General features: G+C 57.8%; 5 protein-coding genes, 3 rRNA genes and 2 pseudogenes (1 of these 10 running past the window's edge). 7 read left to right on the top strand and 3 right to left on the bottom strand.

Going from position 1 to position 13,436, the window contains the following annotated elements; translation table 11 throughout:
• From KW062_RS01385 to KW062_RS29150, 5 genes and pseudogenes are all read left to right on the top strand, one after another.
• Nucleotides 1-1,729 (top strand): 23S ribosomal RNA (locus tag KW062_RS01385) (it extends 1,164 nt beyond the left edge of the window).
• Between the two features lie 141 nt (nucleotides 1,730-1,870).
• Nucleotides 1,871-1,986: ribosomal RNA gene (gene rrf / locus KW062_RS01390) — 5S ribosomal RNA — on the top strand.
• Between the two features lie 106 nt (nucleotides 1,987-2,092).
• Nucleotides 2,093-2,208, top strand: a 5S ribosomal RNA gene (gene rrf / locus KW062_RS01395).
• A gap of 280 nt (nucleotides 2,209-2,488) precedes the next feature.
• Nucleotides 2,489-3,514 (top strand): annotated as a pseudogene (locus KW062_RS29145) (HAMP domain-containing protein); the annotation flags it as partial.
• Nucleotides 3,515-3,583: 69 nt separating this feature from the next.
• A complete protein-coding gene (locus KW062_RS29150) occupies nucleotides 3,584-4,369 on the top strand; it encodes a methyl-accepting chemotaxis protein (protein WP_371321437.1) in 786 nt (261 codons plus the stop codon).
• Here the strand turns inward: KW062_RS29150 and KW062_RS01405 are convergent.
• Nucleotides 4,359-5,072, bottom strand: coding sequence for a GntR family transcriptional regulator (locus tag KW062_RS01405; protein WP_105756064.1), 714 nt, complete (start codon nucleotides 5,070-5,072; stop codon nucleotides 4,359-4,361). The two genes, KW062_RS29150 and KW062_RS01405, sit on opposite strands and share 11 nt — an antisense overlap.
• 257 nt (nucleotides 5,073-5,329) lie before the next feature.
• Between KW062_RS01405 and lapG the strand changes: the two genes are divergently transcribed.
• The gene (gene lapG, locus KW062_RS01410) at nucleotides 5,330-6,019 is read left to right on the top strand and encodes a cysteine protease LapG (protein WP_027619452.1); all 690 of its coding nucleotides are present in this window, start codon (nucleotides 5,330-5,332) and stop codon (nucleotides 6,017-6,019) included.
• 14 nt (nucleotides 6,020-6,033) lie between these two features.
• Nucleotides 6,034-7,980 carry a cyclic di-GMP receptor LapD gene (lapD, locus tag KW062_RS01415; protein WP_105756062.1) on the top strand — a complete coding sequence of 649 codons (1,947 nt, stop codon included), beginning with the start codon at nucleotides 6,034-6,036 and terminating at the stop codon, nucleotides 7,978-7,980.
• 45 nt (nucleotides 7,981-8,025) lie between these two features.
• Here the strand turns inward: lapD and KW062_RS01420 are convergent, their stop codons facing one another.
• Both KW062_RS01420 and KW062_RS01425 read right to left on the bottom strand, forming a co-directional pair.
• Nucleotides 8,026-8,364: a hypothetical protein gene (locus KW062_RS01420; protein ID WP_027619450.1), complete on the bottom strand. Its 339-nt coding sequence runs from the start codon at nucleotides 8,362-8,364 to the stop codon at nucleotides 8,026-8,028.
• A 135-nt stretch (nucleotides 8,365-8,499) separates the two neighbouring features.
• Nucleotides 8,500-12,753 (bottom strand): annotated as a pseudogene (locus tag KW062_RS01425) (immunoglobulin-like domain-containing protein); the annotation flags it as partial.
• Nucleotides 12,754-13,436: the final 683 nt, after the last annotated feature.

Raw genomic sequence — 13,436 nt, forward strand, 5'->3', positions numbered from 1 at the left:
TAGGATGATGCGGTAGAGGAGCGTTCTGTAAGCCTGTGAAGGTGAGTTGAGAAGCTTGCTGGAGGTATCAGAAGTGCGAATGCTGACATGAGTAACGACAATGGGTGTGAAAAACACCCACGCCGAAAGACCAAGGTTTCCTGCGCAACGTTAATCGACGCAGGGTTAGTCGGTCCCTAAGGCGAGGCTGAAAAGCGTAGTCGATGGAAAACAGGTTAATATTCCTGTACTTCTGGTTATTGCGATGGAGGGACGGAGAAGGCTAGGCCAGCTTGGCGTTGGTTGTCCAAGTTTAAGGTGGTAGGCTGGAATCTTAGGTAAATCCGGGATTCTAAGGCCGAGAGCTGATGACGAGTTGTCTTTAGACGACGAAGTGGTTGATGCCATGCTTCCAAGAAAAGCTTCTAAGCTTCAGGTAACCAGGAACCGTACCCCAAACCGACACAGGTGGTTGGGTAGAGAATACCAAGGCGCTTGAGAGAACTCGGGTGAAGGAACTAGGCAAAATGGCACCGTAACTTCGGGAGAAGGTGCGCCGGTGAGGGTGAAGTACTTGCTACGTAAGCCCACGCCGGTCGAAGATACCAGGCCGCTGCGACTGTTTATTAAAAACACAGCACTCTGCAAACACGAAAGTGGACGTATAGGGTGTGACGCCTGCCCGGTGCCGGAAGGTTAATTGATGGGGTTAGCTAACGCGAAGCTCTTGATCGAAGCCCCGGTAAACGGCGGCCGTAACTATAACGGTCCTAAGGTAGCGAAATTCCTTGTCGGGTAAGTTCCGACCTGCACGAATGGCGTAACGATGGCGGCGCTGTCTCCACCCGAGACTCAGTGAAATTGAAATCGCTGTGAAGATGCAGTGTATCCGCGGCTAGACGGAAAGACCCCGTGAACCTTTACTATAGCTTTGCACTGGACTTTGAATTTGCTTGTGTAGGATAGGTGGGAGGCTTTGAAGCGTGGACGCCAGTCTGCGTGGAGCCATCCTTGAAATACCACCCTGGCAACTTTGAGGTTCTAACTCAGGTCCGTTATCCGGATCGAGGACAGTGTATGGTGGGTAGTTTGACTGGGGCGGTCTCCTCCTAAAGAGTAACGGAGGAGTACGAAGGTGCGCTCAGACCGGTCGGAAATCGGTCGTAGAGTATAAAGGCAAAAGCGCGCTTGACTGCGAGACAGACACGTCGAGCAGGTACGAAAGTAGGTCTTAGTGATCCGGTGGTTCTGTATGGAAGGGCCATCGCTCAACGGATAAAAGGTACTCCGGGGATAACAGGCTGATACCGCCCAAGAGTTCATATCGACGGCGGTGTTTGGCACCTCGATGTCGGCTCATCACATCCTGGGGCTGAAGCCGGTCCCAAGGGTATGGCTGTTCGCCATTTAAAGTGGTACGCGAGCTGGGTTTAGAACGTCGTGAGACAGTTCGGTCCCTATCTGCCGTGGACGTTTGAGATTTGAGAGGGGCTGCTCCTAGTACGAGAGGACCGGAGTGGACGAACCTCTGGTGTTCCGGTTGTCACGCCAGTGGCATTGCCGGGTAGCTATGTTCGGAATAGATAACCGCTGAAAGCATCTAAGCGGGAAACTAGCCTCAAGATGAGATCTCACTGGAACCTTGAGTTCCCTGAAGGGCCGTCGAAGACTACGACGTTGATAGGTTGGGTGTGTAAGCGCTGTGAGGCGTTGAGCTAACCAATACTAATTGCCCGTGAGGCTTGACCATATAACACCCAAGCAATTTGACTACTCGAAAGAGCATCAGATTGCGGTGTATGAAGACGAAGACACCGAAAGTTTGCAGTACACAAATTGATCACATACCCGATTTGCTGAAACGTCGAAAGACGGTTCGGTACCCGAATTTCTTGACGACCATAGAGCATTGGAACCACCTGATCCCATCCCGAACTCAGCAGTGAAACGATGCATCGCCGATGGTAGTGTGGGGTTTCCCCATGTGAGAGTAGGTCATCGTCAAGATTAAATTCCGAAACCCCTATCTGCGAATGCAGGTAGGGGTTTTGTTTTAGTAGAAGTCACCAATTTTACTGGCACGTTGTTTCACAACGGATCAGTCACAGAATTTCTTGACGACCATAGAGCATTGGAACCACCTGATCCCATCCCGAACTCAGCAGTGAAACGATGCATCGCCGATGGTAGTGTGGGGTTTCCCCATGTGAGAGTAGGTCATCGTCAAGATTGAATTCCGAAACCCCTGTCTGCATTGCAGACAGGGGTTTTGTCGTTTCAAGGCCGAAAATTTCCCCACCCTCCAAGAAGAACCCTGTCGAGCGCTCTAGCGCAGCGATCCAAGGGGTTTTCAAAGATTGCATAGATCCCAACACAAAAGCCTAAGTTTTCCCGGGTTGGTGCCGAAAGACTGTGGGAGACATGCGCGCACCAAAGTAGAGCAGCCCCAGAGCGGCCTATGAGCTCATTCGGAACGCATCCCTACTCTTTGCATGAGAAGTCCCCTGACATGAATCTCAAGTTCAGCCATAAAATCCTCCTGGCCGCTTCAGGCGTAGTGGTCTTGGCATTTGCCTTGTTCACCTTGTACAACGATTACCTGCAGCGCAAGACCATCCAGCAGAACCTGGATTCCTCGGTCCAGCAGGCGGGCGCACTGACCGCCAGTAGCGTGCAGAACTGGCTCAGCGGGCGCATTCTGGTACTCGAAAGCCTGGCGCAGAACGTCGCTCACCAGGGCGCCAGTGCTGATCTGCCAGGGCTGGTCGACCAATCCGCCTTCACCTCGAACTTTCAGTTCACTTACGTGGGTCAGGTCAACGGTGCATTCACCCAGCGCCCCGACGCAAAAATGCCTGATGGCTACGATCCTCGCCAGCGTCCCTGGTACAAGCAGGCCGTCGCTGCCGATCGCACCATGCTCACCCCACCTTACATGGCGGCTGTAGGCGGGTTGGTAGTGACCATCGCCATGCCAGTGAAAAAACACGGCGAATTGCTCGGCGTGGTGGGTGGTGATTTGAGTCTGGAGACCCTGGTCAACATCATCAATGCGGTAGATTTTGGCGGCATCGGCCATGCATTTTTGGTCAGTGCAGACGGCCAGGTGATCGTCAGCCCGGATAAAGCCCAAGTGATGAAAAATCTTAAGGACATTTACCCGGGTGCCAATGTGCAGATCGGCCAGGGCACTCAGGACGTGCGACTCAATCAGCAAGAGCGGATTCTGTCCTTTACCCCGGTCAACGGCTTGCCCAATGCGAAGTGGTACATCGGCCTGTCGATCGATCGGGACAAGGCCTACGCTGCGTTAGGACAATTCCGTACCTCAGCATTGATTGCCATGTTTGTCGCCGTGAGCGCGATTGCCGTGCTGCTCAGCCTGTTGATTCAGGTACTTATGCGGCCGCTGACCACCATGGGCCGCGCCATGCAGGATATTGCTCAGGGTGAGGGCGATCTGACCCGGCGCCTTGCGGTGCAAAGCAAAGACGAGTTCGGTGAGTTAGGCGGTGCTTTCAACCAGTTCGTAGAGCGTATTCACGCCTCGATCAGTGAAGTCTCATCCGCCACGCGGCAGGTGCATGATCTGTCACAACGGGTGATGGCATCGTCTAACGCCTCGCTGGTCGGCTCTGATGAGCAAAGCGCGCGGACCAACAGTGTCGCCGCGGCTATCAATGAGCTGGGCGCTGCCACCCAGGAAATCGCCCGTAACGCCGCCGATGCCTCGCAACACGCCAGCGGTGCCAGCGATCAGGCAGATGATGGGCGGCAGGTGGTGGAGCAGACCATACGGGCGATGACCGAGTTGTCGCAGAAGATCAGCCTGTCTTGCACGCAGATCGAGACCCTCAACGCCAGCACCGACAACATCGGGCATATCCTCGACGTGATCAAGGGCATCTCCCAGCAGACCAACCTGCTGGCCCTCAACGCAGCGATTGAGGCGGCACGAGCCGGGGAGGCCGGGCGTGGCTTTGCCGTGGTGGCAGACGAGGTACGTAACCTCGCCCATCGCACCCAGGAGTCGGCGGAGGAAATCCACAAGATGATTACCTCGCTGCAGGTGGGTTCGCGCGAAGCGGTGTCGACCATGAATGCCAGCCAGGCTTCCAGCGAGCAAAGCGTCGAAGTGGCGAATCAGGCAGGTGAGCGGCTGGTCAGCGTCACTCAGCGCATCACTGAGATCGACGGCATGAACCAGTCGGTTGCCGCCGCGACCGAAGAGCAAACCGCCGTGGTCGAAACCCTCAACGTCGACATCAATCAGATCAACCTGCTGAACCAGCAAGGGGTGGCCAATCTCAACGAAACCCTCAAGGATTGCGACGCACTGTCTCTGCAGGCCGGGCGCCTGAAGCAGTTGGTGGACAGCTTCAAGATTTGACGGATTTCTGTCCTGCCGGCTCAAGGCTGTTGAGGTAGCGTGTGATGACCTCAACAGCACGGTTCAGGTGATGTGTCAGCTTCGCGACGCACAAGTCGATGTCACGGGCTTGTGCGATGCGCAGCAGCTCGCGGTGATCGTCCTGAGTGAGTTTGCCCAGGCCCATGGCGCCAAGGTTGAAACGCAGGAAGCGTTCTTCCTCCCACAGTCCTGTTTCGATCAGGCTCAACAGCCTGCGATTGGGCGCTTTGCGATACAGGGCCATATGAAATAGACGATTGAGGCGACCGATTTCGGCATAGTCCGTCTCCTTGTCCAGGCAGTCGATGTGCCTGGCGGCTTCAGCGAAATCCTCTTCATCGAGCAATGGGATCGACAGTCGCAACGCCTCGCACTCCAGCAGGATGCGCAGTGCATAGGTCTCGGCGGCATCCCCTTCGACCAGCGGTGCCACTACCGCGCCTTTGTGGGCAACCACATGCAGCAATGATTGCGCTTCCAGTTGGCGCAAGGCTTCGCGCACCGGCATGCGACTGACGCCAAACAGGTCTGCCAGGTCTTGTTGGCGCAGGGCCATACCGCAGGGCAGGCGACCATCGAGAATGGCCGAGCGCAATGTTTCTTCAATTACCGCGCGCGCCAAATGCGCGGGGATGGGGCCGCTGACCGTAATGCTACTGAGAGGGTTGGGCTTTTGCGCCACGACAGCGGTCTCCGACGGCAATAAATTGGATCCAATGCACACTAGTGGCTGGATAATGGCTTGTCAAACGGCTGCGACAGCGCCTTTCCCGGACGATTTATGCGGCTCACTCCTACTGTGAATAAACACCTCGCGTTTACTCTGTGAACGCCTGATAAGTTTAGCTCGCGGGGGGGCTGATTGCAGTGTGCCATTGTCTTTTGCCAGTCCAGGCTGCACCATCCATCGATTGTCCGTCGCCCTTCGGAATCACTGCATTGCTGGCACGTTTTGCTTTCCCTCGGACCTTGCGTTGGCTGTGCTCGGCACTGCTGATTGGCATCGTCATGCTGGGTGCCTTGCAGGCCGACTGGGACTTCTCGCTGATCAGTCGGCGCGCTGAAGCGTTATATGGTCCATTGGGGGACGGCAAGCAGCGGATCGACGCCTGGCAGCATCTACTGGCCACCCAAAAGCAAACACCGGAGCTGGAGCAGCTCAAGGTCGTGAACCTGTTCTTCAACAAGCAGATGCGTTATGTGGAGGATATCGACCTGTGGCGTCAGGTGGATTACTGGGAAACACCGATTGAAGGGTTGTGGAAGGGCGCCGGCGACTGCGAGGACTATGCCATTGCCAAGTACTTCAGCCTGCGTCACCTAGGGGTATCCAGTGACAAGTTGCGTATTACCTACGTCAAGGCCCTGCGCCAGAACCGTGCGCACATGGTCCTGACTTATTACGCCAGTCCCGACGCCATGCCGTTGGTACTCGACAGCCTGGTCGACACGATTTTGCCCGCCAGTCAGCGTACCGACCTGCTGCCGGTCTACTCCTTCAATGCCGAAGGGCTATGGCTGTCAGGCAAGGGTAACCAAAAGGTTGGCGACACCAAGCGCCTGTCCCGTTGGCAGGATGTGTTGAAGAAAATGCAGGCCGAAGGATTTCCGGCCGAGACGACTCACTAGGAGCATGCACGCGGATGTCTTTGTTCAAACAGTTGTTGATCGCTATCTGCCTGTTTCTGGTGGTGGCCTTTACCGGCAGCTTCATGGTCAGCCTGGAAAGCTCGCGGACCCAGTACGTCAATCAACTTCGTTCGCACGCCCAGGATGCGGCCACGGCCCTGGCGTTGTCACTGACGCCGAACATCGACGACCCGGCGATGGTTGAGCTGTTGGTCAGCTCGATCTTCGACAGCGGTTATTACGCGAGCATCCGAGTGGTGGACCTCAAGACCGACACGGCCATCGTCGAGCGCAGCGGGGCGCCTGACGTCAGCACGGTGCCACAGTGGTTCGTGCGCCTGATAGGCCTGGAGCCGGCGGGTGGCGATGCCTTGGTCAGTCGTGGCTGGGAGCAGGCGGCCAGGGTCGAGGTGGTCAGCCATCCGATGTTCGCCGTGGCCAAGCTTTGGCAGAGCGCCTTGGGTAGCCTGGGCTGGTTGCTGCTGTGTGGGGCGGTCAGTGCGGTGTTGGGGGCGTTGTTGTTGCGCCGCCAGCTCAAGCCGCTGGACTACATGGTCAAGCAGTCGCACGCCATTGCCCGGCGCGAGTTCCTCAGCCTGCCCGAGCTGCCGCGCACCCCCGAGCTGCGACGGGTGGTGCAGGCGATGAATCAGATGGTGGAAAAGCTCAAGGCGTTGTTCCAGGAACAGGCCGAGCGCAGCGAAAAACTGCGTGCCGAATCCTACCAGGACAACCTCACGGGGCTGGCCAACCGGCGTTATTTCGAGATGCAGCTCAATGCCCGCGTAAGCAATGCCGAGCAGGCCAGTTCAGGCTATTTGCTGCTGCTGCGGGTCAAGGACCTGGCTGGGCTCAATCAGCGCTTGGGCGGGCAGCGCACTGACCAGTTGCTGCAGGCGGTCGGTGAACAACTGACGCGCACCTGTGCCAAATACCCGGAAACCCAGAACCTGATTACGCGCATCCGCGGTGGCGAGTTCGCCGTGTTGGCGCCGGGCCTCGTCCGCGAAGAAGCCCTGCAACTGGCGCAGGGTCTGGACAGTGCCTTGGCCAGCCTGCACGCCACCGGCGCAACGGATGTGGCATCGGTGGCGGCAATCGGCCTCGCGCCGTTCGCCCATGGCGATACCCCGCAAGCGGTCTTGACCCTTGCCGACCAGGCCCTGTCACAAGCGGAAGGCGAGGGTGAGTCGAACTGGGCCTGCCTGGATCACCAAGCGGCGGCGACGGTCGCGGATGACCACCATACCTGGCACAGGCTGCTTGACCAGGCGCTCAATCATCAGCGCTTCCAGCTGTACTTCCAGCCTGTGGTCGCCAGCCAGGATCCGCAGTTGGTACTGCATTACAAAGTGTTGTCGCGACTGCTCGATGAGCAGGGCCAGACCATTCCAGCAGGACGTTTCCTGCCATGGCTGGAGCGCTTTGGCTGGACCGCGCGCCTCGATCGCCTGATGCTCGCAGGGGTGTTGCAGCAAATGGCCGGGCATAGCGAGTCGCTGGCGTTGAACCTGTCGGCGGCGACCCTGGCGGATCCGCAGGCGCTGAACAAGGTGTTCGAGATGTTGCGTCAGCATTCGGACCTGGGATCGCGCCTGACCCTGGAAATCGGCGAGGAGCAATTACCCGATCAAGCGGTGCTCGAACAGTTGACCCAGCGTCTGCGGGAGCTGGGCTTCTCCCTCAGTCTGCAGCGCTTTGGCGGGCGTTTCAGCATGATCGGCAACCTTTCGCGGCTCGGTTTGGCGTACCTGAAAATCGATGGCAGTTACATCCGCGCCATTGATCAGGAAAGTGACAAGCGCCTGTTCATCGAAGCCATCCAGCGCGCCGCCCACAGCATCGACTTGCCGCTGATTGCCGAGCGCGTCGAGACCGCAGGTGAGCTGCAGGTGATTCGCGAGATGGGGCTGTTTGGCGTGCAGGGGCAACTATTCGGCGAGCCGAAACCCTGGCAGTGAACGTGACGCAGGGCGCCCCCTCATAGAGCGAGGGCGCACCAGGCGTCAGATCAGACCTTTTTCGTCTTCATTGATCAGATGGCTCAAGCCGCCCAGAGCTTCACGCGCCTGGGTGCGGTCCATCAACTTGGCCTGTGCCGCCGGCGGCAGGTCGGTGACGCGAATCACCCCTTTGCTGGTCAGCACCTGAATCAGGTCGTCGAGTACCCGGATCATCTCCAGGTCACTCTGCTTGAGTTGCTTGAGACTGGTTTCCACTACTTCGTTGCTGAACCAGGTCTGGATATCGTGGTGGTTGGCGGGCAGTGTTTCCGTCGCCTCGGCGTAAGGCGCCGCCTCCACGCGCACCAGCGAGCCCTGTGCATCACGTTGCACGTAGAACATCGAGAATCCCTCATGAATGAACCAGCGTCGCGCCGTTGGCAGCATAGGCCAACGCAGGCGAGTATGCGGTGCTTCGCGGCAATCGTCACTCAAACACCTGGAGACCGCCCTTGCGAGCGGTCTCCACGGGCCTGATCAACTGTTGTTATGGTCAATCTTGATGGTTGGATCGAGACCGACCACCAGTGAATTGACACTCTGACCCGACCAGTTGTTACCTTCCAGTTTGATCGTCACGTCGGCGTTGGCAATGCCGCCAGCGGCATTGAGCTTACCTTCGGAACTGACCTGCAACGTCGACACCCCTTCAACCGTGGTGATCTTCAGGAAGTTGTCGATGGTGCTCGCCGACTCGCCCTGCAGCAGATCACGCAGGTCAATGCGATCGCCCTCGCTGGCTTTGAAGTCCTTGATCACGTCGTTGCCGGTATCACCTTGACGCCAGACAAAGGTATCGGCACCCGAACCGCCGATCAGAATGTCATTGCCTGTGCCGCCGATCAGGGTGTCGGTGCCGGTGCCGCCGAGCAGGATGTCATTGCCCTTGCCACCGTCGATGTAGTCGTTGCCGCCCTGGCCGAAGATGATGTCGTTACCGGCACCGCCCAGCAGGTTGTCGATGCCGTCGTGCGAGCCGGACACATCGAACGTGTTGTAGTGTTCGGTGATGTACTGGTGCACGGTGCTGGCGGTGACTTTGCTGATATCGACCTTGGTTTCCTGGGCAACGAACGCCTGCATCGCCTGGTAACCCTCGCCGGCAATGCCGTTGAAGCTCACCAGGTCACCGAAGATGATGTCGTTGCCATCGCCGGCATTGACCGTGTCGGCACCCGGCAAGGTCGCCTCGGTGTGACCGAGGATGGCATTGGCCAGATTGCTCGGATCGATGTTGGTTTGCGGCTTGCCATCGGTGTCGAACGGACTCAGGTCGGAAGTCTTGATGGCACCGTTCAGGCCGATCGCTTCGACCGATGACAGTTTGCTGAGCAACAGGAAGCTGCTGCTGGCGTTAGAGGCTGTACTGTCGTCGGTGTAGCTGCCTCCGCCATAGGTGGAGGAAATTTCATAGGTGCCGTCACCCTGCGCGCGAATGGTGCCGATGGTGCCGTCTTTTTCCCAATTACCGTTCGAGTCCTCGACCCACTTGTTGACCCTGCCGCTGCTGGTAATCAACTGACGGCTAATGCCGCCCAGGGTGATGTAAGCGGTATCGCCCAACTTGTAGTTATTGACGTTGAGGTAGTCATCCAGTCTGCCGTCAACGGCTTTGGAGTTCTTGTAATCCACCACGATCGGGTTGGTCGACTCGTTACCCTGGTAATAGGTCGGCTTACCGTCAGTGATGAAGTAGGTGAGGTTGGTGGCGCCGGTATTGCCCTTGGCAACCGTGCTCTGGAAGAAGTTGGCCGTGGTTTTGAACACGTCCTCGTAGTTGGTGGCGCCACCGGACGCCATCGATCTGACGACCGCCTGCAGTTGATCCAGCGCGCCGGAATCATTCAGGTTGACGGTGACAGTGGTGTTCACCGTGTCATCGAAGGTCGCCAGGAAGATGTTGACCGTCCCCGACGTGTTCGCCCCAAGGCTGGCTTTGAGCGCGCTGAACATCTGGATCAGCGAGTTTTTCGCTGCCGAGATCGAGCTATCCATACTGCCGGAGGTGTCGACCATGAATGCAATATTGTAGTTCTTGCCCTGAACCACGTTCAGGCCAGCGACGTCGGCAACGATGATGTCGTTGCTGTCGGTGCCCGTAATATTGTCGTCTTTGGTCGTACCCACCATTGGGTTGTACGTCGCCGGGAAGATGGTCACCGGCAGCGTCGCCGAGGTCGGCGCCGAGCCGCCCAGCGATTCGGTCGAAGTCGACGTCACCGTCAGGTTGAACGAGGTGCTGAGGTACGGCGGCGGGGTGATGGTCAGCGAGCCGAGACTCCAGCCAGTGACATTCGCCTCGCCATTGCTTGCGGTAGCGGTGAAGGTGTGACCCGCGCCATCGCTGAGCACGGAGCCAGCCGGAATCCCGCCGATCTTCACGCTCAGACTTTCCGAGCCGTCACGGTCGGTCAGTTCGGTGGTGATCGCCGACAGTTTGATGCTGCCGCCTTCCGGCCCGGTGTTGAGCTTATAGCCGTCGTAATATCCCTCGCCATTGTTGCCATGCAGGTCGGAGACTGTCACGCCGGCGTTGATCAGGTCGTTGACCCCGGTGTAGATCGGCACGCCGGCATTGTTCAGGTTAAGCGTCGGACCGTTGTCGACTTTGAGGTTGACGTCATAGCTGCCCGGGCCGCTCTGGTTGTGGTGGTAGATGTCCAGGGTGTAGTAGCCGCTGGTGGTCGGCGTGTACGAACCGCTGATCGAGCCGCCGGCACCCCACAGGGCGCTGGCCACGTTTTGCCCGCCAATGGTGATCAGCAGGCTGTCGTCGGCGCTGCCGGTGAAGGTGTAGACCTTGCCGGCCTCGAGGTAGATCAGGCCCGAGGTTTTCGAGGCGATACCCGCTGTCACGCTGCTTTCCTGCACATCGCTCACGGTGGTTTTGCTGTTGGCGGTACCCGCCGCGTCGATCACCGATTTCAGGGTATTGGTCGGCGCACCGCTGCCCGCACCGTTGTACCCGGTGTTGAGGGCGGTGAGGCCGGTCCAGGTCTCCTTGATCAGGCCTGTCGAGTTGACGTTGGTACCGGCGATGCTCAGGGTCGGCGCATCGGCTTGCGGGGTGATGTCGACTTTCAGGGTCGCTTCGCTGCCCAGGTTGAAGCTGTCTGTTGGCTTGAACTTGATCTGCGCATAGTCCGCGTTCTGGTTGCCCACACCGTTGCCGCCGTAACCGTCGACACCCGATTCGTTGAGGGCAGGCTTGAACGTCAGCTTGCCGGCCTGAATATCAGCCTGGCTGATGGTCTGGCCTGCGGTGACTGCGACACCGTTGAACAACAGGCTGCCATTGGCCGGCAGTCCTGTAATGGTGACACCCAGCGGGGTATCGCCATCGACGTCGCTGACATTGAAATTGCCCCAGTTCAGGGTCAGGGTCGTGTCTTCGACGCCGGTGACCGCACCGCCAGTGGCCATCGGCGCGTGGTCGATATCGAGGATGTCGGTTTTGACGCTATCTTCGCCCACCACCAGCTTTTCAAAGCCGCCGCCACTGAACGAATCAATGGTGACCTTGAAGTTTTCGGTGCCTTCGACCACATGGTCAGCGATGGTCCTGATGTCGAAGTTGACGCTGCTGGCGCCGGCCGGAATCTTGACCTGGAGCACACCTTGGTAATCGCTGCCATTGGCCGCGGTGCCGCTGTACTTGAGGTTAACCGTCACCTCAGTTTGCGACTTGTTCGTCAGGTTCAGCGTGTAGTGCGCGTTTTGGCCCTCAACGACCGACTTGTCACCGCTGATGCTCAGGACGGTCTGGTCGGCTTCTCCCGCCGGTTCGTCGCTGACGGTGACGGTGATTGGCGTTTTGTTCAACACCAGGTTTTCGTAGTTGTGAGTGCCAGTCACCTCTTCGATTTTATTGACCACGCTCACCGGCTGGTTGGTGTAAACGTTGTCCTTGGTCGTTGCGGTGTAGCTACCGCTGGCAGAACCTGCTGGCACGTTAATGAAGTTACCGTCGCTGAGCTTGAAGGTCAGGCCTCCGTGGTTCTTCAGTTCCAGGCCATTGGTGTTGGTCAGGGTCACGGTATAGGTGACCTGCCCACCTTCGGCGACGGAGGTTTTGTCCACGCTCAGGTTGGCTACGACATCGCTGGTGGTGTCGTTGATCTGCACCACACCCGGCACTTTGCTCAGTTGCAGGTCTTCGAAGACCTTGCCCGGAACGCTGGCGCCGGTGATGGACACACTCAGCGGACCGCCGTCCAGGTAGACATCTTCGCCCTGGATCGGGGCGGTGTAGATCGCCGAAGTCTGGCCGGCCTTGATGGTGACGCTGGCGTCGCCGCTCAGCCTGACGACCAGATCATCCTTCAACACTTGGTTGATGCTGACGGTGAAGGTCGGGTTGGCGTTTTCGAACACAGGGCCGTTGCCGGCGATGCTGACTGTCACGGTGTCGGTGGTGTCGTTGATCTGCACCACGCCTGGCACTTTGCTCAGTTGCAGGTCTTCGAAGACCTGATCCTTCACGGTTGCGCTGTCGATGGTGACGCTCAGCGGACCGCCGTCTTTGTAGACGTCATCGCCCTGGATTGGCGCGGTGTAGATCGCGCTGGTATCACCGGCTTTAACGGTGACGGTGCCGCCGTTGCTGAGTTTGACGGTCAGATCGTCCTTCAACGCTTGGTTGAGGGTGATGGTGAAGGTTGGGTTGGCGTTTTCGAATACGTCGCCGTTGCCTTTGATGCTCACGGTGACGGTATCTGTGGTGTCGTTGATCTGCACCACGCCTTCAAATCGCATGTCTGTTGAGAAGTGCGGTGAATGGTGAAGTCTTGGGTGGACGTTTTCGAATACGAACCGCCAGTTAGCCATTTGATGCTCACGGTGACGGTAATCTGTGAGTGTCGTATGATACCTTCCCCACGCCTGGCTCTTTGCACCAGATTGCAGGTCTTCGAAGACCTTGCCTGGACATTAACAGCTCTAAGCGCCTGTCGGAGACGGGTCAGGCACCCGTGAGCCGCCATCTTTTGTAAGATCGTCACTCTCGTGCCACTAGAAATTTGGTGGCGTCTGATAGATCGCGCTAGGTCTGGAGCGCGGCCAGTTGAGGACATGGAAGCAGCTGCCAGTTGAACCAGACAGCGCTCCAGAATTCTCTGACGACCAGGAGTCATCCTTCACCACAACACCTGGACTATTCTGATGGCTTGACGAGGTGAAAAACGTCCGGGTGCTCGTATTTTCACGACAATACGTAGCTCGCCGAGCGTTAAACCAGGCGATGCTGACGGTCACAGTGTCGGTGCGGTGAGAAAACATTTGACATCATGACACCAAACGCCCCTGGTTCTTTGCTCAATAGCAGGGATACATATCTGCGAAAAAGTACGCAAATGAGGTCCCTTCACAAGTTGTGAGCGTCATTGCGGTGACTAGTAACCATCTCAAAGATTAAT

Origin of the sequence: Pseudomonas fluorescens (assembly GCF_019212185.1) — a bacterium.
Taxonomy (GTDB): domain Bacteria; phylum Pseudomonadota; class Gammaproteobacteria; order Pseudomonadales; family Pseudomonadaceae; genus Aquipseudomonas.